Here is a 23,893-nt window from a genome sequence, read left to right as displayed (position 1 = left end):
TCCTCACCTGAGTGGATATACAACTCATTCCAAGTAACTGACACTGGGTTTCACCAGTAGCACTGCTTTGCTAAACATAGTTTAGTTCGAGTGGCTGAGGAGGGACTTGAACCCCCGACCAAGAGATTATGATCCTCCTGCTCTACCAACTGAGCTACTCAGCCTAATTAAAAACCTTATTATACACACGATCTATATGTTTCGTATAATACTTCAAATCAAACAAAGATTCAAGTTTTTCCGAGTTAATAACCTTAAGTAAGGGTTTATCTTGTTTCAATTCGGCCAGAAAATCACTGTTGTTTTGTTTCACTTTCATTGCATTGCTCTGAACAATTTTATACGCCTCTTCCCTCGCCAAACCACTATTTACTAACTCAAGCAATACACGCTGTGAGAAAACTAAACCTTTTGAAGAATTTAAGTTCTTTTCAATGTTTTCCTTATTGATCACCAATTTATCTATCAAATCTGTTAATCGCACTAAAGCAAAATCCATTGTTATACAAGCATCAGGAGCAATGCATCTTTCCACAGACGAGTGTGATATATCACGTTCGTGCCACAATGCAACATTTTCTAACGCAGGAAAAACATAACTGCGTATTAAACGTGAGAGTCCAGTCAGATTTTCACTTAAAATAGGATTACATTTGTGTGGCATAGCAGAGCTTCCCTTCTGCCCCGTGGAAAAATGCTCAGAAATTTCGCCGATTTCAGTTCTTTGCAAATGACGAATTTCAACAGCAACATTTTCTATTGAGCTTGCAATCACTCCCAAAACTGAAAAGAACATAGCATGTCTATCACGAGGAATGACTTGAGACGATATGATTTCAGGTATGAGTCCTATTTCTTTCGCTACATATTCTTCAACAAACGGATCAACATTTGCAAAATTGCCTACTGCACCTGATATTTTACAAATTGAGATCTCTTTTTGCGCGCTAATTAATCTCTGATAATTGCGTTTAAATTCAGCATAAAATCTGGCAAATTTTATTCCAAGAGTTGTTGGTTCTGCATGCATTCCGTGACTGCGTCCAACACAAACAATATCTTTATAGTCCTCAGCTTTTTTTTTCAATGCTGCAAGTAAATTTTTTAGATTCTCGAGCAAAATATCACAGGACTCTTTCAGTTGCACCGCAAGGCATGTATCCAAAACATCAGAACTTGTCATTCCATAATGAAGATAACGAACATCAACTCCCGCTTTTTTAGCAATATATGTCAGAAAAGCTATAACATCATGTTTTACAATGGATTCAATTTCGTTGATACATTCAACATCAAATTCAATAGCACCAGAGAGGTTCTCAGCAATATTATTCGGAATCACTCCTAACTTTGCTTGAGCTTCACACGCTAATTTTTCTATTTTAAGCCATATATTAAATTTATTATTTTCCTCCCAAATGGAAGACATTTCTTTTCTGCTATAGCGGGGAATCATTTTTGATTTATTCCAATAATGGTGTCATTCCAGTGCTTGACACTGGAATCCAGGTATAAAAGTATTTGCAAATTATTCAATGGACAACGGATTCTAGAAGCATAAAATAATGTCCATGATGAAATAAACTGGATCCCAGTGTCACGCACTGGGATGACATGAGGGAAGCACTGGGATGACACCAGCTTAGCCATGGCAGACATTTCTTTTCGGCTATAACAAGGGATCATCTTTGATCAGCTATCATCACCATCAGCAGCTTCTTTATTCGCATCTTGCTCTGCCTCTTGTTGCTCAGACTTCTGATTTTGCAATTTTACTTGCCTTAGCTCATTTGCATCTGTTTCGGATTTCACGACGTATATAGTAATTGGTACTACTACTTCACTATGTAATTCTACGTTTACTTGGTATTCACCCAAGTTTTTGATGCTTACTCCACCAAAAGATAAACTAAGGTGGTCTATCACATGTCCTTCTTGTAGTAAAATTTTCGCAATTTCACGTGTTGTTACAGAACCAAAAATTTTACCATCCTCTGAAGCTTGCTTTATCAATACCACAAACTTATCATGCAGTGACAATGCAAGCTCTTTTGCTACATTTAATCTTTTTATATTCTCTTCTTCCAGTAATAAACGTTGCTCCTCTAGCTTTGTTAAATTTTCCTTGGTAGCTTTCACCGCTTTTCTTTGTGGAAAAAGAAAATTACGTGCATAACCTGGTTTAACTTTGACAACTTCACCAAGCTTACCTAAAGTCCTTATATTTTCCTTTAAAATTATCAACATAAATTACCTAAACTTTTTTAGTACAGTAAGGAATAAGAGCTAAAAAACGTGCCCTTATGATCGCTAAGCGTAACTTCCTTTGTTTTTTTGCACATACGCCTGTTAATCTTCTAGGTAATATCCTACCATAGTCAGAGGTAAACTTGGATAATAAATCTATATTCTTATAATCTATGTCTTCATCTTTAGACGCAGCAAGAGGGCAAACTTTAGAACGCCTAAAGCCAGTCCTATTATTTACAGATACGTAAGAATTATTAAAACTATTTCGTCTTTTCATCATTATGCGCTTTGCTCCTCAATTTGTTTATTCATCATATGAGATTTACCTTCAAAAATTTTATCAACCTGCACAGGAAAGTGGCGAATAACGTTCTCATTAAGTTTCATTCTACGCATAAATTCATCCAGAATGCTTGCAGTAGAACTTATGCACATTATACAATAATGACCGCTCTTCATTTTATTTTTGTGATATGCAAAATCCAAAAGACCCCAATGTTCATACTTGATTAATCCTGATGCTTCAATGTTTTTCAAAAGCATTTCCAACGCTTTGCTCGATTGAGTTGGACCGTTTATTCTAAAATCTTTCAAAATATCTTGAAAAATCTTTATTAGATGTTCTGAAATATTTCTCTTCAAAGCATTTACTGCGTTATGGATAAACGCACTTTTAGTACTGCCTCCTAGAAATTTTGTAAAATCTTGCGTTATTCCTAAATCTTTTAGGTCATCTTTCAACTCTTTATCGATTTTTGACTTCACTTCTTTCAAATTTGAAAGATCTTCTTCCAATTCAACCCATAAAATTTTTGTAAGATCTTCCAAGAAATCAGAGTAAGCAACTAGACCTTCTTTAATGTTTTCAGCACGCACTTCTAACTCTTGTGTTGTAAGCTTGTCATTTCCTTTTTTCAGAATATCCCTGATTTGCTGGAACATAACATCTGCTTTAATATTTTTCAATGAAACAGCTAGCTCTTGGACCATTTCCTCTACTTCTTGCTGTAATAATCCTTGTTGTGTTATAAAAGTAAATTCATAAAGATTCACTATATCTTCCTTTAATACCGATTAAATATTTCATTATATAAAGCTTTTTTATATAAGCAAGTTATTTGTGTTAATTTCTACGCCTTTAATCCAGCTTAAGTTAGATATTTCATACATAACTTGAGGAGCAATTGAGTACGCACCTGGTAATAAGATGCTCACTTTATGTTTTTCGAGAAGAAGTCTTAGCATTATTTTGGTTCTGCCTTCATCTTTCAATATTGCGTTTAATTCCATAGCGGCTTTTTGCGAATCCGTGCACTCAGTGGTGAGAACTAATTCTTTTATTGTAGAAGCGATTCTTTTTGTAAACTCAGATATATCCTTGCCTGCTAATCTTGTCGTATTTTCCGAAGCTTCAAGATCAATTATCACAAATGTTCCTGGTGAAAATAAATCTCTTTTTTCTTCTATTATTTCATTATTATAGAATGCTATTTCAGAAACGTTATGGGGATCGGAAAGTGTGAGGATAACAAACCTTCCACGCTCTGAAGTTCTCATACGTGCATTTAATATTACCCCAGCAGTTTTTGCTGTTCTATTTTCTCCGATAAACCCAATATTTAACTTTTCCAGAAGAATTCTAAATTTTTCAAGTGGATGATTAGTTAAATAAAATCCTAGTGAAAATAACTCATGCTCTAATTTTTTCTCTTCATCAAAATCTTCCACATTCTCAAGTTTCGGTTTGAGGACATCAAGGCTACCAAACAAAGCAGCTTGACTTGATTCTCTATCCTGTTTGTTTTTATTTGCAAAGTAAATCAGCGTGTCCATTGACTCATATAGCTGCTTTCTGTTCTTATGCACGCTATCGAATGCTCCGGATTTAATCAGGCTTTCTAGCGCTCTCTTATTTATTATATGACCTGAATTTTGAATGAATTCCCATATGTCCTTACAAGCGCTTGAACGTACGTTCACTATTCCTTCCGCTATAGAAAAACCAACATTCCTCAAGGCAGCAATACCATAACGTATGCGTTCGTTCTCTATTGAGAATTCAGCTTTAGATTTGTTTATATCAGGTGGAAGAACGGTAACGCCACTAAACTTTGCTGCATGATAAAATAAATTCAGTTTATCTCTATCATCAATATTCAGATTCATTAGTGCTGTAAAAAATTCTAATGGATAATTAGCTTTAAGGTAAGCCGTTTGATAAGATATAACCGCATATGCTGCAGCATGAGATTTATTGAACCCATAACCAGCAAATTTTGCAACAAGGTCAAAGATATAACTTGCCCTGTCATAATCAACGCCATTTTTTGTTGCCCCTTGGACAAAAAGTTCACGTTGTTTATCCATCTCTTCCTTGATTTTCTTACCCATGGCACGTCTCAGCAGATCTGCTTCCGCTAAGCTATACCCGGAAAGAATACGGGCTATTTCCATCACTTGTTCTTGGTAAATTATTACCCCAAATGTCTCTTTTAATACTTCCTCAAGTAACGGATGAATATAATCTGGCTTTTCAAGTCCATGTTTTCTTGCAACATAAGTTGGAATGTTATCCATAGGTCCTGGACGATAAAGGGAAATTAAAGCGATAATATCTTCAATGCAGTCCGGTTTTAGTTTAATTAAAGCTTCTCTCATTCCCGAACTTTCAAGCTGAAACACTCCAATTGAATCACCGCTTGAGAGTATCTCATAGGTTTTTTGGTCATTTAAAGGAACTGAAGAAATATCAATCTTTTTTCCATCACGATTAATTAAACGACATACATGATCTATTAGCGTTAGCGTACCAAGCCCAAGAAAATCAAATTTTATTAGCCCAGCTTTCTCCACATATTTCATGCTGTATTGAGTGATTGGCAGAGCCGAATTTGGATCGTAGTACACAGGAACAAAATTTTCCAACTTTTGATCACATATTACAATTCCAGCAGCATGGGTTGAAACGTGACGATATATTCCTTCAAGCTTAAGAGATATATCAAGAAGCTTTGCAATTACCTCATCACTATCCCGCTCTTTCTGCAGGTTTTGATCAAACTCTATCGCTTGTGATAAAGTTACAGGATTTACTGGATTAAATGGAACCATTTTAGATATTTTATCCACTTGAGAGTAAGGCATTTGCAATACTCTACCAACATCACGCAATACTGCCCTTGCTTGCAATTTTCCAAAAGTGATTATTTGAGCAACATAACCGTACTTTTTCTGAACATAATCAATAACCAGGTCCCTTTTCTCTTGGCAGAAATCGATATCAAAGTCAGGCATCGATACACGATCAGGATTCAAAAATCTTTCAAATATTAGGCCAAACTTTATTGGATCAAGGTCTGTAATCTGCAAGCCCCAAGCAACAATTGATCCAGCACCAGAGCCTCTTCCTGGACCAACTGGAATGCCATTTGCTTTGCTCCAACGGATAAAGTCAGAAACTATTAGAAAATACCCGGAATAATTCATTGAAGTTATTACGCTTAGTTCGTAATTTAGCCGATCGTAGTATTGTTTAAGGTCTATGTCTGTCTCATTCGTAATGCGGAATTCTAATCCCGCAACTGCCTGCTCCCTCAGTTCTTCATTCTCAGTTTTATTTTCTCTACAAGGAAATTTAGGCAGAATAGGCTGCCTGCTTCTTGGCATGTAAGAGCACCGCTTAGCTATTACTAAAGTGTTATGAATTGCTTCAGGAATATCACTGAACAGCTCCTCCATTTCTGCCACAGATTTGAAATAATGCTCAGAGGTTAGCTTTTTCCTGTTATTTTCGAGAGCATAACTACCCTCTGATATACACGTTAATATATCATAAGCTTCATAGTCAGATCTATTTGTAAAGAATACATCATTTGTTGCAACCAGTGGTATATTGTGCTGATAAGCAAAATCTATTAAAGTTTCTTCAAGCTCTAGCTCCTTGCTCAGCCCATGACGCTGCAATTCAACATATAAATGACCATTAAATGCTGAAAGCAGTTTTTCAACCGTTTCTTTATCTTGCCCCAACAATAGTTGAGCCAAACATCCACCGGTTAAAGCGATCAGACCCGTACTTAAATTCAATAGCTCATCAAAATCAACGTAAGGAATATCGCTGTTATTCTTGCGCTTTCTAAAAGACTCACTCACCAAAGTGACTAAATTAGTGTACCCTTGCTCATTTTTTGCAAGCAATAATATAGGTAAATTTTGTTCTGAATGTTTAACTATAATATCGCATCCTATTATTAGCTGTATTCTCCTACTTGCCGCATATTCTGCAAACTCAAGTGAACCAAATAAATTACCTGAATCAGTAATTGCAACCGCTGGCATTTTATTTCGCAAACAAAGGCCGATCAGCTCCTCAATTTTAACCGAGCTTTCAAGCAGCGAATAAACACTATGAACACGTAAGTGTATGAACATAAGAAACTTTAGATCAACAAAAAAGGATAACATTAATTTACTCATGAGAACATAATTTTCATGAGAACAAAAGCCTATAAAATTCTAAAATTAAAATACAAAAACTTCCTTGACACCCTTCGCCAGCCCCCTTATCATAACAGTGAAGCTATTGTATTTGCTTTCGCCAATCTGCAGATTAAAAGGTAAGGATTACTTAATGTATCGGCGTCTTATGTTCAATTTTTTGCAGTATATAGATACTGTATGTCTTTACAAAACTTCATCTACATCTAGATTTTTATCTAAATAAGCTGAACGCGCTTATAAAGCGTTACAAGACATCAAAAAATGCCAATACTCGACAGAGATAGTAAAAGACTAGCTAACTCGGGGATTCTTTGTCTTTTTTTCTGCTTAGTAAATTTCTTAAACATTTGCAGCGTAAGTTAGTTGCAATTAAAAGCGGCTGAATCTCGCTTGTCAAGCGTTTAAAACATAAAAAACGCCAATATTTTAAAGCAGATAATAACCCCAGGGCTTCTTTTGCCTTTTTTTTCATTTAGTAAATTTCTTAATATTTATGGCTAAACGACAACCGTCATCCCGCTACTTGTTAGCGGGATCTAGAAATACCGTGAATGAATCGCGGTATGACGGTTTGCGATGGTATGACGATAAGCTCGTCATCCCGCTGCTTGTTAGCGGGATCTATGTTAAGGTATGACGGTTAAGTAAGGGATCTATGTTAAGGGATACCGCGAATGAATCGCGGTATGACGTAGGGATTGCATTAGCTATAATTCTTTAGTTTTCACTTTTCTTTTAACCTTGCAATGATATTTTCTTTGCCGATAAAAATTAATAGTTTAGCGAGCTCTGGTCCTGTTTCTGTTCCTGTTAAAGCTGAACGCAACTGCGTAAATAGGTTTTTTGCCTTTATATCCACTGTTTGTCGAATAGTTTTGACCCATTCTGACAACGTGTTTTCATTACAATCACCTTGGGGCAATGCATTGAACGCAATTTTTATAAGCTCCTTATCAAGAATCACAGGCTCTATATCAGATTTGCATATTTTCCACCACTTGGCCACCTCAGAAAACCTTTCTATATTGTTCCTTATAAAATACCAAAACTCTGAGGAGTCCACTCCAATTTGATTTAAACGGTCTTGCACCATTTCAAATGGCATTTGTTGCAGAACTTTGCTATTTAGCTTATATATTTCACTCAAGCTGAATTGTACAGATGCTGAGCTAAATTTTTTAATATTAAATGAATCAATCAAAGATTGCATACAGGCACAAGCTTCAATTGGATTGGATGTTCCGAGCTTCACTAAATAACTAACTAGTGCCATCGGTTCAATTTCATCTTCTTTTATAGATTTGATATCTAGCACGCCGGCTCGCTTGGATATCTTGCTATCATCAAAATGTAGCAGAGAAAGGTGAGCAAATGTAGGGATTTTCGCTTTTAATGCTTTAATCATTTGGAGCTGAACTGCGGTATTAGTTACATGATCTTCCCCGCGTACAACATGGGTTACATTAAAGTCAACATCATCAATAACAGAAGGTAACATGTATGTGTAAATTCCATCTTCTCTTTTTACCACAGGGTCACTTATGCTACTGGTTGCAATATTTATTTCACCTTTAACTTCATCATTCCATTTAACAACCTCATTTCTATCCAACTTAAATCTAAAATGTGGTCTTCTTCCTTCTTGCTCATAACTAATTTTCTCTTGCTCAGTTAGAAGTAACGCGCTTCTGTCATATACAGGGGGAAGTCCTTGTTTTAACTGCAATTTTCGTTTAATGTCTAACTCTTCTCTTGTTTCATAGCATGCATAAATATGCCCTTCTTTTATTAACTGCAAAAACACCTCATTGTAACGCTCAAAGCGCTCTGATTGCTTGAAACTTGCATCCCAATTGATACCAATCCATTTCAAATCTTGTATGATATCATTTATATATTTGACATCTGAACGCTGAAGGTCAGTATCATCAAAACGGAGTAAAAATTTTCCATTTTGATTGCGTGTGTACATCCAACAAACCAAGGCAGTTCGTACGTTTCCTACGTGGAGGTAGCCAGTTGGGCTTGGAGCGAATCTTGTTAGCATTTAAACAGCAATATTGTTTACTCTAATTTATTTTAATTTTATATAAATATATGGCTAAAGCAAGTGAGATCTGCTAATACAATTGAGCGAGAGAAGAATAAGTATGGCTATAGCATTGTGGCACCTTTGATATTTGATGGATTAAGACCATATGATAAATTCAAGAAAATTCACAGCTTGACGACAAAGGCTAATGTAGCATTATATTGGTATCATGACTAACTTAGAAAAGATGAGAGAAAAACTGCAAGATCAAATAAATTATCATAATGTTTTGTATCACCAAAAAAATAAGCCAGAAATAAGTGATGCTGAATATGATGAACTGAAGAAAAAGTTAGCTGAAATAGAGCCAGAAATTTATGCAACACAAGATAGTGTTGGTGCTCCACCTGATGAGAGGTTTTCTAAGGTGGAACATCAAGAACCTATGCTTTCTCTTGAGAATGCTTATGATGAACAAGGTGTAGAGAAATTTTTGTCTAAAATAAAGAGGTTTTTAATTGAGGACAAAATAGAGATATTATGTGAGCCAAAAATTGATGGGTTGTCGTTTTCTGCAATTTATGAGGATGGAAGATTTGTTAAAGCTGCAACTCGAGGTGATGGTTTTGTAGGGGAAGATGTCACTCACAATGTTGCAACAATAAAAGGCTTTCCTAAGTTTTTGCAAGGTGTGCAAGGAAGACTAGAAGTAAGAGGTGAAATATACATCGGTAACAGCGACTTTTTAAAGTTAAATGAAAACGATGAATTTGCCAATCCTCGAAATGCAGCCGCTGGTTCTCTGAAGCAATTGGATGCAAACATTACAGCAAGTAGACCACTTAGATATTTTGCTTATTCTTTAATTGGTGGAGCAGAGAAAAGTCAAAGTGAGGTACTAAATAAGCTTGAGGCACTTGGTTTTTGCGTAAATGAGCATCAGTCCTTAACGAGTAGTTTAGATGGAATGCTGAAGTTCTATAACGAGGTCTATAACTGTCGCTATAACTTGGATTATGATATTGATGGAATAGTCTATAAAGTAAATGATTTGGTACTACAAAATCGTCTAGGGAATACTCACAAAGCACCGCGCTCAGCACTTGCATACAAGTTTTCTGCGGTTTATGCAAAAACAAAGTTAAATAAGATATTTATACAGGTGGGCAGAACAGGGGTTTTAACTCCAGTTGCAGATTTAGTGCCAGTCAATATTGGTGGGGTGCTAGTTAGTAGAGCAAGTCTGCATAACCAAGATGAGATAAAACGTAAAGACATAAGAGAGGGAGATATTGTAACAATCAAAAGAGCAGGTGATGTAATTCCCCAGATCGTTGAAGTAAGCAGAGATTCTCGTCTTCCAAATACACCTGAATTTGTGTTTCCTGAAGTATGCCCTGAATGTGGTAGTAAAGTACGTCAGGTTGAGGGAGAGGCGGCAGTAAGATGTCCTGAGGAATTTGCCTGTAAAGCTCAAATAATAGAAAAACTAAAGCATTTTGTATCGAAAGATGCATTTGACATTGTTGGCCTTGGTGATAAGCAGATAGAGTTTTTTTACGACCTTGGTCTGATAAAACAAATCCATGATATTTTTACTTTAGAAGAAAAATTGGATGAATTTAATCTGGAAGGACAGTCTGGCTGGGGCGAGAAATCTATAGCTAATTTGTTAAATTCTATACAAAGCAGAAGGGTAATAACTCTAGATAGGTTTATATTTTCTTTAGGTATTAGATTTATTGGTCAAGTTGCAGCAGAATTGCTTGCAGATTATTATGTTTCTTATAATAACTGGTATAATTCGATGATTGAACTGTCATCAGATAATACTGAGCTAGTCAGTATAGACGGCATAGGAAAAAAAGTGGCTGAATCTTTGGAATCATTTTTTTCTAAGGAACATAACATCAAAATGTTAAATGATCTTACTGCTTGTCTTCAAATTCTTCCTGTGAGCTCCAACTCTAGTAACTCTGTTTTAAATAATAAAATTATAGTGTTTACTGGTAAGCTACTTGCTATGAGTAGAGGAGAGGCAAAAGTAAGAGCCAAAACTCTGGGAGCAAAGGTCAGCTCACATCTTTCTGCTAAAACTGACTACCTAATTGCAGGAGAAAAACCAGGATCCAAATATAAAAAGGCAGTGGAATTAGGTGTAGAAATTTTAGATGAAGACCAGTGGCATAAAGTGATAAGTTTGGGAGTGTTCAAATGAAACTTGGATTGTATATTAAATCAAAGTTGCAAGACTATTTAGAGAGTAGCCAATTCTTTCCATCCAAGAATCATTTTATTGACTTGCCTCAATTTTTCAACAGAAGGCAAGTCTTCTGTGCTGAGCGGTAGGCGGACAGTTTGATGTTCTATAAGACCAATATCATGCAAAAGTGCTTTAGTAGGTATTGGGTTGCTGGCAGTAAATAACGCTTCGCAAGCCTGTTGCCAGATATCTGCCTGAGGGTTCCTGCCATTGAGGCACTTCTTAACATATTCATGTGCTACATATGGCCAAACATTGGAAGCAACGGAAACCAGGCCAGCCGCACCATAAGCGGCCATATCGGATATCATATTATCATCTCCACAAAAGACCTCAATATTTGGTGCAACTTTCTTATACTGAGCTAAAGTATCAACAGTGCTACTTGAATCTTTGATAGCCCAAAATTTTTCGTGACTAGATAAGTTGCGTACAGTTTCAGCGTGAAGATTTATTCCTGCTCTTGATGGAATATTGTAAAACATAACCGGCACATGTGCTTTCTCAAGCAGCTTTTCAAACCATAAAGTCTGCCCCATAATTCCGGGCTTTGCATAAATGGGAGTTGTCATTAGATAGCCATGAATAGGCATACCCTTGCAAAAATCAAGCCATTCAAGAGTCTGATATAGATTCACTCCTGGTACGCCAATTATAATTTTCGTATTTAATTTTAGCTTACATACGAATTCAACTAATGTACGCTTTTCAGAATCAGTAAGCGATAGGCTCTCACCTGTGCTACCCAGCAACACTACGCCATTTTCAGCTTTAACTTGCATTGTCAGTAAACGCTGCAAACTGCTATAATCTATACTATCTCCATTGCAATTAAAAGGAGTAACACAAGCAGTCCATAAAAATGTAGATTTCAATTTAAATTGTTAAAATGGTATTTCATCGTCGAGTAGTTCATCTTTTATATCGTTGTCAAAACTTTCGTGTTTATCTTTTTGTTCTGTTTCACCTTGTTTGTATTCACTTGGCTTGTAATCAGAATTTGGCGCACTATTTCGTGAATCCAAGAGAGTAAGAGCGCTATTAAAATTATATAGAACCACCTCTGTTGTGTATCTTTCACCACCGTTTTGGTCAGTCCATTTTCTAGTTCTCAAAGAACCTTCAACATAAACTTTACTGCCTTTGCGTGCAAAATCTTTGACGATTTTTACTAATCCTTCACTAAAAATTACGATATTATGCCACTCTGTCTTTTCAGAGCGCATACCGGAAAGTTTGTCAGTCCAACTTTCAGACGTGGCTATTGAAAAACTTGCCATTTCTTTTCCATTTTGTGTAGTCCTAATTTCAGGATCTTTTCCTAAATTACCAACTAGTATGACTTTGTTTATGGTACCACCAGACATAATTATGCTCTAAATAAATCCTTTTATTATCTTATGTGAAAATACTATTGTCAAATTTAATTAAAAGTGCGCTTGGAGGGATTCGAACCCACGGCCTTTGCCTCCGGAGGGCAACGCTCTATCCAACTGAGCTACAAGCGCATATATATTTAAGTTATTTAATAGATAAGCCATCCAAGTCAAATTTTTGTTTTGGATAAAGCGTAAACATAATACTCCCATATCCAAAATATACATTTTGAGAATCATTCGCATGCTTTTTTATTGCTTTTTGATCTACGGTCCATACAAAAGTTACATAATTTTCAGTGACTGAGTGCACTTTTAAATCCTTAGTATTTATAAACAGTTTTCCATTTACCCATATTTTCCATGTATCGGGAGAAAGATATAAAATTGAGTCTAAACTCACTACCTTACAGTTGAAATTATCTGATACCTCCTCTTTTACAGCTCTTGAAGATCGTAAATTGAACTTTTCCATTTCATTGACCATTCTATTAACTGGCTCTTCATCAAAAAAAATGCTTTTTACGTTACTATATTGTGACAAAACGTCAAAGTCACTTTCCACTGCTTCTCTTATTATATCGTCCCGATCTGTATAGCTTAGTTTTTGATTGTTGATAAAGAAACACTCTTTTGCACGCAAATTTGCTATATCAATAAAATCGTCGATTTCTTGATTGCCAACTTTAAGAATACTTTCAAAATATCTTTTTTCTATCATCATTCCATACTGAGAATGATGACAAACCATTTCATCATTACCTTGTTTTTCTATATATACGCATAAATTTCCACTATTTAATCCTAATATTTTATGCTCAATAAAATCTTCATTGCCAATATATTGTCGGCAAGAATACTCCTTACAAATTTCTATGCTTTCTATGATATCTTCACAACTGCAATATGCATTAACATTGGAAATGAGTAGCGTAAAAATAAAAAACAGCTTTATGTTCATCACCTTATCTACTTAATATAGTATACCAATCAAAGACTATATTAGCTCTCACTATCTCTATCATATTACCATTCAAAATCTGATTCATAGTTGCAGCATCAATATTTCTCTGCTTATTTAAAATAAGAGATTTGATCATAACATAACCGGGCAGATTTGGAATAGACTGTAGAAATAAAAAAATATGCTTATCGCTGATTGAGCTTAAATTTAGGACCACTTCACTTTTTATTACTTTTGTGCGTTCACTTTTGTTGTGGAGCTCAACTTCTTCGGGTATAGAAATTGATATTTCAGGTTCTAATATATAGTGCTTTTTATATAACTTGCTAAGCTCGAAATTTAAATTTGCAATGTATCTGCTACTATGTAAATTTGAAGAAGAAATTTTTTTCCATAAATCTAGGTTTTTATTTAGAACAACTTCCTTTTTTTGAATTCCAGTAATCTGTAAATTAATAGAACGTATTTTATCAATCGCAATTTGGTTTTTATTATAAATCTTTTCGTTATAGATAACAACATATGTTAATAACCCTATTAATCCAACAGATAATAACAAATACGATATAAACTGAATTGTAGCTTTTCTTTTTAATTGAGAGATAGTCATTAATCTACATTGCCTCTCCTATTTCAACATCAATAGATAGATTTTGCTCTTTAGCAGCAGGTAAGCTAGAAATATTAATGTCATAGGTACGAAAATTATCGTTTAAATTTTTTCGTAGTTTCTCGTATTGATGAGAAATATTTTTACCGGATTGAAAATTAAACTTTAAAGTTGTGGTAATATAACTTTTTGCCTCATTATAATTCCATTCAAATGATCGAAGCTCTATACCTGGTATTTTTAACTTTTCTACATACTTAACTTGTGTAAGAGGAGAGTATTCTATTTTTGATAAAATATTATTGATATTAATAAAATCATAAATTTCATCTATTTTTTTTACATTATAGCTTTGGCTAAGTTTTGTTAATTGGTTATTTAAGGTGTTCTGCTTTGCTGATAAATTATCAGCGACATTGAAATTTGAATACAAATTTAGCAAACAAAGGGTGTTTGTTATAACTAAAACCAGGGCGAAGTATAGAAAAATTCGAGGAGAGTTTAAATAAAGGTAATTGAATAGATAAAATTCTTTAGTTTCCTTTGTATTAAAAATAGCTGCTAATTTATTCTTAAAGCTATGAAACAAAATTATGGTATCGCAAAAGTTATCTTTTTCACTTATAGCTAGTTCTGCTCCTAATAGTTTGCCTAACTCATATGGAGTTAATATGTTCACACTGTTCTCTGAAAAATTTATGACTGATAAACTAGCTTTGATATCTTCTGACACTATGATACAAAGGTCGATAGGGTTATTTTTTTCAAACCCAAACTTAGTTAAGGATCGAATAGTATCTTGCACTTCCTGATATATTCCACCAGCGATAATTCCTGGTAAATTATCATTAGTAAATGATGTTAAGCGCGTAAATACCATTTTATTCTCTTTAAGAACCACTTGTCTATAGCCTCCCGTTTTAGTTGCAGCAACTATAATTTTCCAATTATTAGGATCTTTATGTAGAATCTTTTTTGTTATATTACTTATTTCTATAGGAAACATTAATATTCCCTTAAAGTTGGAGCCTATCTCAATAAACACATTCAACCAATATTCTACTAAATGCTTTGCTTTTGATGAAACAAGAAGATAGCACCAGTTTTGATTGAATTTGTTTGGCTTCTCAACCAAAAAAACTGAACTTATGTCATTATTACGAGAAAAATGCTCCATCTTTGTTTTTGCTGATAGATAGGCACTAATCTTGTTTGTCCTTGTAATAAACTGTAGCGAGTAATTTTGATCTGCATGATTAAGCACCAGGTATAAAGGTGCTTTTTTATCTGACGAAAGACATGAAATTAAATCGGAAACTGCTTTATCGTTTTTGCCCTTAACAAAATACCTTTTATTTAAAGTATTATTTTTAAAATATAGTAACATTATGCCTTCTTCTCCAATAGAAAGCATAAACTTACTTTTGGATTTTGAACTAAACATATTAACAAAGCATATACTTATCTAGAATTAAAAAGGCAATTTATTGAAATTCATTAAACGTTAGAGGGAAATATTGTTATAAATTTTCGCAGCAACATTATTTATATTATAATTTTTTTATAAAATTACCACTAATATTAAGTTATTTAGATAACAAATTAAGAAAATTCATTAAGACGAATTTGTTGTTTTTCAAATTGTAGGTAAACTTAAGCCACTTTGGCTATATCTGCCGATTGACTTTAATTAATAAGAGTTATTAATCTATTTACTATTCTTGTAATATTATTTCTAATGGTAAAGAAATATATATTTTTCTGGAACAGTTGTTATTTCAGATACAGAATTTATTGTAAGTATAGCTCTTTTTACAATAATCCGAACAGACCGTAATATGCTACTGGCCTGCTATAGCCATAAACACATATCTTATCGCATTCGGACTATTATAAGAAAGGCTATAAACTAACCATTTGCTGAAGAGCGCTCATCTTCTGTGGTACTTGATGATGGAGCAACTAATTTGCTCAAAATCTCATCTTTTGGTCCCATAGCGTAAATGACACCATCTGACATGAGGATCACCTTATCAACTACGGACAATAACGGTAGCTTGTGAGTGATGATAACAGTAGTAGTATTTTGTTTTCTTGCAATGCCAATTGCATTAATTAAGCATGCCTCTCCATTGCTATCTAAGTTAGCGTTTGGTTCATCAAGTACTAAAAGTTTTGTGTGACCATAAAAAGCTCTGGCAAGTCCAAGAAGCTGTTTTTGGCCGCCAGAGAGCGTTACTCCTCCAGGACCTCCTATTGTTGTATCATATCCATTTGGTAAGCTTAGTATTAGTTCATGTATTCCTGCAATTTTTGCTGCTTTGATTATTTCTTCAGGATTTGGATCTGGCCTCATGCGAGCAATATTAGCTTTGACACTAGTGTTAAATAACTCAATATCCTGAGGTAAGTAGCCAACATAATTACCAAAATTTTCTCGATTCCAAGTATATACATCAGCGCCATCTAGTCTGACTACACCAGATATTGGCTTCCATACACCAACAGTTAATTTTGCGATAGTGGATTTACCAGAAGCACTTGCACCAATAACACCAACTACATCTCCAGGATCTATAATGAATGATATTCCTTTTACTGTCGGCTTATTGCTTCCATAAGGAGTAAAAAATACTCTATCAAATTCCAATTTTCCTTCAGGTTCTGGTAGAGCCATCGTTTGCTCTCTTTTTGGCGATGTTAATATAAGTCTTTGTAGCCTTCCATATGACATTCTAGCCTGATTTAAAAACTTCCAAGTATGAACCGCAGCATCAAATGGTGCTAATACTCTACCCATTAAAATTGAAGCAGCGATGATGCTACCGGCAGTCTTATGAGCTGTGATTGCAAGTAATGCACCTGTTCCAATCACTGATATTTGCAGAGTTGAGCGCAAAAATTTAGTGATTCCAGTAATTACATTAGAGCGATTTTGTGCTTTAATTTGCATTGCTCGGTTCTGATCATTTCGTTTACACCAATCAGAGACTATGAATTCTGACATGCCCATAGCTTCAACCACTTCTGCATTTCTTGTTGCAACATCTATAGCATTGATATTCCGTATAGTTTCTTCGTTGGTTTCTTGTAATATTCGTTTAGTGGCAAGTTCATTCCATATTGCCATAGAGACTAATATAATAATTCCAGTAATAGCTATAAAACCCGTGGAGGTATGTATCATGAAAATCACAACAAGGTAAATTAACGACCATGGAGTATCAAACAGTGAGAATATACCATTTCCTGTAATGAAATTTTTTATCACTCCGAGATCTCGTATTGCTTCACCACTTGAAGTTGAGCTCTGCACTGACGTTAGCCTGATTGACCTTACTATCAGATCTGGTGTTGCAGTTTTATCGATCCAATCACCTATTTTTGCCATGGCTAAATATCGACAAGTTTCAAGCATTGCAGAACATGCAAATGCAGATAAAGTGATAATTGTCAGCATAGTTAGTGTTGATACACTTTCGCTCGATATCACCCGATCAAGCACTTGAGAGGTATAAAGTGGTAGGAATAACATTAATAAATTGATTCCCGCACTAAACCAAAAGATAAACCAAAATGCACTTTTGCATTTTTCTAGGCAAACATATAGAGTACTTTGCTTCAATTCTTTTTTTATTGATGGCGTAATTTCCACAATCTTCCTCTTAATTTGATTACATGCACCATATACAATTTTTATTACAAAAATATTAATAACGGTAGTTAGCTTACTTTAAGTGAGTAAAATATTAATATATGTGAATAGGAAATATAAACAATGGTAAAAAGAAGTATAGTTAATATTTCCTTCATTGCCTATAGCGAAGCTACGTCATACCGCGATTCATTCCATAGCTGTACGAACATTCATTTTTGAAGGTAAACTGCACAGCAAATGGTGTCATGAAAGTAGCTGACACTGGGATGGCTTTGTTGCATCGCTACTTATGAAAGGCTAACTATAGTTAGGATTATAAGCAACTTATTGAAAATCTTGTTTTTTTTTGCAATCAATCTGATCAAATTTAAGAATAGTAATTTGTTATTTATATTAATAAATTTAATTCTATTGAAAATAGCTAAAGCATTGAAATTCTTGAATTTTAGCCGGATTGGTAAATGGTAGTGAAATTTCTTTTACTCAAATTTAGGTATTCACTGACCGTTCTTGTTATAAATACCAGAATAATAAGCTACTGATATTCTCCACCTTTTTTTATCTTTAATCCATCATAGCTAGCGATGCAACAAAGCCCACTGGGATCCAGGAATTTTATTAAGTTGGTAAGCATAAAAATAGCTGTTTTACGTTAAAATACAATGTTTTTGATGATTATGGAAAGGCTGGATCCCAGTGTCAAGCACTGGGATGACACCATTTGTTGTAAACTCACTTTTACTCTATGGTTATACTACCTTGCCGCTATCCTGAACGGATACAAAGTAAGTTTTATTGTGATGTGCTCATCTGTAAAAAATAAGACTTAATCTCACTGTTGATCATGGATTTTAAGTTGTGCTAGCACACTGCGGCCATTTAAAGAGTCAAGATTTTTAACCTGGCTAGCCAGTATTAAAGAGTTATTTTTCAGGTATTTCTTTACAAGACTTGCAAGCCTTTTTGGATTATTCAAATAGCTCCATTCTGCTTGTAAAACTTTCATATCACTTTGCACTAAATTAATTTCACTTTTTATTTTTATTAGCTCTCTATTTAATGACTGAACATGTAATTTTACCTTAAATAGTCCTACAATGCTAAGAAAAAACATAACTATTGAGATGATGCAGAAAGTTCTCATGACAACCTCTGTATAGCTCTTAGTTTTGCTGAGCGTGAACGCGGATTTGCACTTACTTCTTCTATACTTGCTTCGATCACTTTTTTATTTAGAAGAGAGAATGTCTTGCAATCAGTAGCACATAAATCTTTAAAAAAAGTTTTGACTATACGATCTTCTAAGGAATGAAAGGTGACGACAATTAATTTGCCATTCTCACTTAAAATCTCAGATGCAGCTTTAATGCCCTTTTCAAGTTCTCCCAGCTCATCGTTTACCCATATTCTGATTGCCTGAAATGTTCTGGTTGCAGGATCAATTTTGCTTTTTCCACGAAACACCACAGAACGTACAATATCCGCAAGCTCAAATGTAGTTTTGATAGTTTTCTTCTTCCGTGCATTTACTATTGCTCTTGCGATTTTGCGAGAATGACGTTCGCCTCCGTAGTTATATATAGTATTTGCGATTTCTTCTTCGCGTAAAGCGTTAACAAACGTTGAAGCGTTTATATAAGAAGAGTTATCCATACTCATATCGAGTGGACCATCATGTAAAAATGAGAACCCTCTATCTCCGTTATCAAGCTGCATAGATGAAACTCCGATGTCAAAAACTATTCCATCGATACCTTTAATATTGTTGCTATCTAATAAATTTTTAACATTACTAAACTTCTCAATAAATAGTTTTATTCTATCGGGATATCTAATGCTTAAATCATCATAAAACTTAGTTACCGTTTCATCTCTATCAATTGCATATACTTTGCAATCAGCTGACTCCAATATTGCTTTGCTATACCCTCCAGCTCCAAATGTGGCGTCCACATATATACCATCATCCTGCGGTGATAGTAGTGATAGCATCTCTTTTAACAAAACTGGAGTGTGTGTCATAGTGCTCCATCAAGAGACTCTGTGCATACAAATAAAAATAACTTCCCACTAAAACATATGGAAGTATATAGGCAATAATATAAAAACACTTGAATATAGTCAATGATATAAAAATATTAAGATTTAATAAGATGCTATTATTAATATGATGTTCAAATTTTTCTATTATATAAAAAAAAGTAATGTATATTACTAAATACTAAACAAACTATAGAAAATTATGCAGCAAATAACAAAAGTAATATTTTCAAGTTTGATTTGTAACACTTTATTGTGGTATGACCACATGCTTTTTGGCCACTTAATAAACATAATAGGTAGTGTGTTTTTTCCATCGGATGATCAACTAACCAGCGTATTGAAAGCTTTTGGAGTGTTTGCAGTGGGTTTCTTAATGAGACCAGTCGGTGCTGCTATATTTGGTCACATTGGTGATAAGCATGGCAGAAGAGTTGCCTTATTGCTCTCGATTATATTAATGACTCTATCAACCGTATTAATTGCTTTTGTTCCAGGTTATCAAAGCATTGGAATACTAGCATCAATGCTGGTAGTTTGTTTAAGGTTATTGCAGGGTATATCTCTTGGAGGAGAAGCAGGAAATGCACCATTTTTAATAGAACATGCTCCTAAAAACAAAAAAGGATTTTTTGGCAGCATTGAAGTATTAAGCGCAATTTTTGGTTCAGTATTAAGCTTGATAGCGGTACTCATATGCAAAAAAGTATCTGATTTTGAATCTTGGGGGTGGAGATTACCTTTCATTTTCAGTTTAGCAATGGGATTAATTAGCATATATATGAGATATATACTTGATGAAAGCCCAGAGTATAAAAGACAGAAAAATCCATCTAAATTGCCATTAAAAGAGTTATTAAATAGCTATAAAAAACCTTTTCTGATATCAGTTGGGGTTGATATAGTTGAAAACTCATCTCTTTACATATATCTGGTATTTTTCAATGTGCTTACGAATAAAATATTAACAGTAAATACTCATTTTAATCATATAGTGGAAATACTGAGTCAAATTGCGCTCGGAGGATTGACAGTATTGTTTGCAATACTTTCTGATAAGGTAGGAAGAGAAAAAGTTATGAAGTTTGCATTTATAGCTTTTGTAATAGTGAGTTATCCAGTTTTTTCAATGTTATGTAGTAGCAATTACTTGCTGGCACACATTCTTTTTATAATTCCAATAGCTGCATCGCTTGGTCCTGTCAGTGCACTTATGTGCGAATTATTTCCAACAAAGGTTCGGTACAGTGGATTTGGTTTATCAAGAAATATAGCTGCTGGATTTTTTGGCGGCCTTGCACCATTTATATGCACAACAATTATCAAGGTTACAGGACAAGAGACTTCAGCTAGTTTTTACATGATTTTCTGTGCATTAATTGGGCTAGTTGCTATATCGCAAATTAAGGGTGAGCTTTCTTCAAAATCACCCAAAGTAAACCAAGTATAGTTGCAGTATAGCAGAATTTAAAAAAATCTAATTATAGGTGGGAAATGCCAATTCTTAGGTGATAATGTGAATATTTCAGCACCATCTTTTGTCACTCCAAGTGTATGCTCAAATTGAGCAGAAAGTGAAAGATCGCGTGTTGTTACTGTCCAGTCATCGAGTTTACTGAGCAGAGTCTCATGTTTTCCAGCATTAATCATTGGCTCTATTGTAAAAAACATACCTTCCTTTAAGACAAGATCTTCATCTTGATCATAGAAATGCACTACATTTGGTGGAGCATGAAAGACTTTTCCTATACCATGTCCGCAGTAGCTGCGTACGATAGAATATCCAAAATCTCTAATATATTTCTCTATAGCAAGCCCTATTTCATTTAACTTATTGCCGGGCTTAACTTGTTTGATTGCTTCCATCAACGCATTATAAGTAGCATCACATAAACGTTTTGCTTTGATTGATGGTTTGCCAACCCAAAACATGCGACTTGTATCACCATGCCAACCATTTAAAATCACCGTGACATCAATATTTAAAATATCTCCATCTTTAAGCGGTTTATCATCGGGAACACCATGGCACACAACTGCATTTTTTGAAGTGCAAATTGATTTTGGATACCCCCTATAGTTTAGTGGTGCTGGAATTGCACCTGCATTAATTATAAAGTCATGGCATAGATCATTTAATTCATTAGTTGTCACCCCTACCTTTACGTACGGTGCAATGAAATCAAGAGTTTCAGCAGCAAGCCTGCCAGCCTTGCGCATAAATTCAAAATCTTCTTGTGAGTGTATAGTTATGTTCATATTTTCCATGTCTTATTATAATTGGTACGCTTACTTGCAGTACATAAATGTAATAACTTTGCGTATTATGAAAATAAGCCCTATGGATCCTAGCGTCAAGTCATTTGTATGAAAGGTGGTCAAGCAAGAAGTCTATTTAATAATCTGAACTATACAACTATTATCTCAGGATAATCTGAAGGTTTTTTGTGATAGTAATCGATGCTCTTAGAATTCACCTCAATGTAAGTATTATAGATACGATTCTCAAAACCACCTCTCTCTTGTTTTTTAGAGATACGCTTTTCTTCAATTTGTTCTATTGATAGTCCACTTTCTTTGCCTAATGCATGTATGACCTCAAGTAAATCGGCTAACTCTTCAAGATTTTCATCTGGAGTTTTAGAGGCAATAACTTCCTTTGCTTCTTCTAAAAGTTTATCTTTGAGACGTTCAATGTATTCATCTTTTTCCATCACCCTCTCATAAACAATAATTCCATGGGAACGTATAATTTCAGTTGTATGATCACGAACCAATTTATTAATTTTGAAACAATGTTTTTTATTCATAATGTTTCCTTTGATAGATATAAGAATTTCATTCAGTAAAATTAAACTGTAACTTTTGATTTAACCCAATTATACAATTTACTCATTTTACCATCTTGTCCTAACATACCAGAGTTATTTTTATAAAAAGTGTCAACTATTAGCTTTATAGAACCTATAGCAGCAGAAAATACAGGATTTTTATCATATTCGCCATCAAGGCCACTGAGAGATTCAGGGGACCCAATTCGAACTTGTTTATTGAATATATAGCCTGCAATTTCCTTCATGCTTGTAAGTTGACTAGTTCCACCTGTGATCACTACTTTATTAATTGGATCTTTCTGCTCTTGAAATTGCTCTCTTACCATTTCAAGTATTTCTTCAACTCTTGGTCTTATGATGTTAATAAGCTCAGATTTGAATACTTGAGTAGGTTCATCATTTTCACTATTTTGGACTGTAATATATTCGTTCTCATCTATTGAAGTTACGATAGTGCTACCATACAGTATTTTTATATACTCTGCACGTTCTATGCTTGTGCATAGCCCGTAAGCAATATCTCGAGTGATATGAACGCCACCAATTGGAACGCTGCTTGCATACACAAGTTTCCCTCTTTTGAAAATTCCAATTGCAGTGCACCCACCGCCTATATCAACAATAGCAGTCCCGAGCTCTTTTTCATCTTCACTGAGGCACGCAAGACCTGCAGAATATGCAGAAGCAATACAACCTGCCATATTTAATCCACCATTATTGGTAATACAGTTTTCAATATTGGTAAGCGCTGGACGCGAAGCAGTGACAACATTAACATCAGCAGATAGTCTTTTTCCGTACAATCCAACAACTTCTTTTATGTCAGTCATGTCATCTAAGTGATATTTTAGTGGTATATTGTGAATGATAACATTGTCTTCAATATATTTCTCAAATGTTTGAAAAACTAAACGTCTTATATCACGCTCAGAAATCTCATGGTTAGCTGCAATAATTTCATTATGTACATTGAAAGATGAGATGCCACATCCAGCAATGTTCACATATATCTGATCTATGGTTTCTTCTGATACTTGTTCAGCTAAACCTATAGTTGATGAGATGGAGTAATTTGCGTGTTTTACATTAGTTATTGATCCACCGTTTACACCTTCTGCAATCTTATAACCCGTTCCTGTTACTTTATAGCTGAAGTTGCCATTTATCTTAACGATTAGACAGATAATTTTTGTTGTACCTATGTCTAAAACAGCAAAAACATTTCTCTTTGGTTTTGCTATTACTGCAGAGTACATTAGTTAACCTTATTACGCAATTTCATTTAAATTGTAGCTTTCTTTAATAATTTATATTTCTATTATAGATATAGCAACATTTTAATATACACTAAATTCTGGACAAAAGG

At 34.5% G+C, this 23,893-nt stretch carries 20 protein-coding genes and 2 tRNA genes; 2 read left to right on the top strand and 20 right to left on the bottom strand.

Annotated elements, in window-relative coordinates; translation table 11 throughout:
* Positions 1-91 precede the first annotated feature (91 nt).
* The 8 genes from OPR39_RS00960 to gltX form a co-directional block, all read right to left on the bottom strand.
* Positions 92-164 (bottom strand) — tRNA-Met (locus OPR39_RS00960).
* On the bottom strand, positions 164-1,456 hold the full coding sequence (gene purB / locus OPR39_RS00955) for an adenylosuccinate lyase (RefSeq protein WP_012673216.1): 1,293 nt from the start codon (positions 1,454-1,456) through the stop codon (positions 164-166). Before purB ends, OPR39_RS00960 begins: the two co-directional genes overlap by 1 nt.
* Positions 1,453-1,659: a hypothetical protein gene (locus OPR39_RS00950; protein ID WP_265038847.1), complete on the bottom strand. Its 207-nt coding sequence runs from the start codon at positions 1,657-1,659 to the stop codon at positions 1,453-1,455. The genes purB and OPR39_RS00950 overlap by 4 nt, the downstream gene beginning before the upstream one ends.
* A 33-nt stretch (positions 1,660-1,692) precedes the next feature.
* Positions 1,693-2,247 carry a 50S ribosomal protein L9 gene (gene rplI, locus OPR39_RS00945; protein WP_265038846.1) on the bottom strand — a complete coding sequence of 185 codons (555 nt, stop codon included), beginning with the start codon at positions 2,245-2,247 and terminating at the stop codon, positions 1,693-1,695.
* Positions 2,248-2,254: 7 nt separating this feature from the next.
* Positions 2,255-2,530, bottom strand: a complete 276-nt coding sequence (gene rpsR / locus OPR39_RS00940) for a 30S ribosomal protein S18 (RefSeq protein WP_007548890.1) — start codon at positions 2,528-2,530, stop codon at positions 2,255-2,257.
* Complete coding sequence (locus tag OPR39_RS00935; RefSeq protein WP_065094495.1) at positions 2,530-3,303, bottom strand: 30S ribosomal protein S6; 774 nt, start codon at positions 3,301-3,303, stop codon at positions 2,530-2,532. Before OPR39_RS00935 ends, rpsR begins: the two co-directional genes overlap by 1 nt.
* Before the next feature lie 48 nt (positions 3,304-3,351).
* Positions 3,352-6,681 (bottom strand): DNA polymerase III subunit alpha, encoded by a 3,330-nt coding sequence (dnaE, locus tag OPR39_RS00930; RefSeq protein WP_265039423.1) that lies wholly within the window; start codon positions 6,679-6,681, stop codon positions 3,352-3,354.
* A gap of 793 nt (positions 6,682-7,474) precedes the next feature.
* Positions 7,475-8,797: a glutamate--tRNA ligase gene (gltX, locus tag OPR39_RS00925; protein WP_015589198.1), complete on the bottom strand. Its 1,323-nt coding sequence runs from the start codon at positions 8,795-8,797 to the stop codon at positions 7,475-7,477.
* A gap of 214 nt (positions 8,798-9,011) precedes the next feature.
* On the opposite strand from gltX, the gene ligA reads away from it, so the two are divergent.
* On the top strand, positions 9,012-11,000 hold the full coding sequence (gene ligA / locus OPR39_RS00920; protein WP_015589197.1) for an NAD-dependent DNA ligase LigA: 1,989 nt from the start codon (positions 9,012-9,014) through the stop codon (positions 10,998-11,000).
* Positions 11,001-11,038: 38 nt separating this feature from the next.
* Here ligA and dapA read toward each other — a convergent pair whose 3' ends face one another.
* From dapA to rsmH, 9 genes are all read right to left on the bottom strand, one after another.
* Positions 11,039-11,920, bottom strand: a complete 882-nt coding sequence (gene dapA, locus OPR39_RS00915; RefSeq protein ID WP_015589196.1) for a 4-hydroxy-tetrahydrodipicolinate synthase — start codon at positions 11,918-11,920, stop codon at positions 11,039-11,041.
* Between the two features lie 9 nt (positions 11,921-11,929).
* A complete protein-coding gene (gene ssb / locus OPR39_RS00910; protein WP_010082448.1) occupies positions 11,930-12,412 on the bottom strand; it encodes a single-stranded DNA-binding protein in 483 nt (160 codons plus the stop codon).
* Positions 12,413-12,479: 67 nt separating this feature from the next.
* Positions 12,480-12,553: transfer RNA gene (locus OPR39_RS00905), tRNA-Arg, on the bottom strand.
* A gap of 13 nt (positions 12,554-12,566) precedes the next feature.
* On the bottom strand, positions 12,567-13,382 hold the full coding sequence (locus OPR39_RS00900) for a hypothetical protein (protein ID WP_065094808.1): 816 nt from the start codon (positions 13,380-13,382) through the stop codon (positions 12,567-12,569).
* A gap of 4 nt (positions 13,383-13,386) precedes the next feature.
* On the bottom strand, positions 13,387-13,995 hold the full coding sequence (locus OPR39_RS00895; RefSeq protein ID WP_015589194.1) for a hypothetical protein: 609 nt from the start codon (positions 13,993-13,995) through the stop codon (positions 13,387-13,389).
* Between the two features lie 4 nt (positions 13,996-13,999).
* Positions 14,000-15,439 carry a hypothetical protein gene (locus tag OPR39_RS00890; RefSeq protein WP_265038844.1) on the bottom strand — a complete coding sequence of 480 codons (1,440 nt, stop codon included), beginning with the start codon at positions 15,437-15,439 and terminating at the stop codon, positions 14,000-14,002.
* A 465-nt stretch (positions 15,440-15,904) separates the two neighbouring features.
* Positions 15,905-17,650 carry a type I secretion system permease/ATPase gene (locus OPR39_RS00885; RefSeq protein ID WP_015589192.1) on the bottom strand — a complete coding sequence of 582 codons (1,746 nt, stop codon included), beginning with the start codon at positions 17,648-17,650 and terminating at the stop codon, positions 15,905-15,907.
* Between the two features lie 835 nt (positions 17,651-18,485).
* The gene (gene ftsL, locus OPR39_RS00880) at positions 18,486-18,797 is read right to left on the bottom strand and encodes a cell division protein FtsL (RefSeq protein WP_010962410.1); all 312 of its coding nucleotides are present in this window, start codon (positions 18,795-18,797) and stop codon (positions 18,486-18,488) included.
* Positions 18,794-19,675: a 16S rRNA (cytosine(1402)-N(4))-methyltransferase RsmH gene (gene rsmH, locus OPR39_RS00875; RefSeq protein ID WP_265038842.1), complete on the bottom strand. Its 882-nt coding sequence runs from the start codon at positions 19,673-19,675 to the stop codon at positions 18,794-18,796. Before rsmH ends, ftsL begins: the two co-directional genes overlap by 4 nt.
* Before the next feature lie 220 nt (positions 19,676-19,895).
* Between rsmH and OPR39_RS00870 the strand changes: the two genes are divergently transcribed.
* Positions 19,896-21,143 carry an MFS transporter gene (locus tag OPR39_RS00870; protein ID WP_015588810.1) on the top strand — a complete coding sequence of 416 codons (1,248 nt, stop codon included), beginning with the start codon at positions 19,896-19,898 and terminating at the stop codon, positions 21,141-21,143.
* A 17-nt stretch (positions 21,144-21,160) separates the two neighbouring features.
* On the opposite strand, the gene map is transcribed toward OPR39_RS00870, so the two are convergent.
* From map to ftsA, 3 genes are all read right to left on the bottom strand, one after another.
* Positions 21,161-21,952, bottom strand: coding sequence for a type I methionyl aminopeptidase (gene map, locus OPR39_RS00865; RefSeq protein ID WP_265038840.1), 792 nt, complete (start codon positions 21,950-21,952; stop codon positions 21,161-21,163).
* 149 nt (positions 21,953-22,101) lie between these two features.
* The gene (locus tag OPR39_RS00860) at positions 22,102-22,503 is read right to left on the bottom strand and encodes a nucleoside triphosphate pyrophosphohydrolase (RefSeq protein ID WP_015588808.1); all 402 of its coding nucleotides are present in this window, start codon (positions 22,501-22,503) and stop codon (positions 22,102-22,104) included.
* Positions 22,504-22,544: 41 nt separating this feature from the next.
* Complete coding sequence (gene ftsA / locus OPR39_RS00855) at positions 22,545-23,783, bottom strand: cell division protein FtsA (RefSeq protein ID WP_265038838.1); 1,239 nt, start codon at positions 23,781-23,783, stop codon at positions 22,545-22,547.
* Between the last annotated feature and the right edge of the window lie 110 nt (positions 23,784-23,893).

The sequence above is a fragment of the Wolbachia endosymbiont (group A) of Yponomeuta plumbellus genome (assembly GCF_947251575.1).
GTDB lineage: Bacteria > Pseudomonadota > Alphaproteobacteria > Rickettsiales > Anaplasmataceae > Wolbachia > Wolbachia pipientis.
Note: the sequence above shows the minus strand (reverse complement) of the source record. Positions and strands in the feature narration are given on the sequence as shown.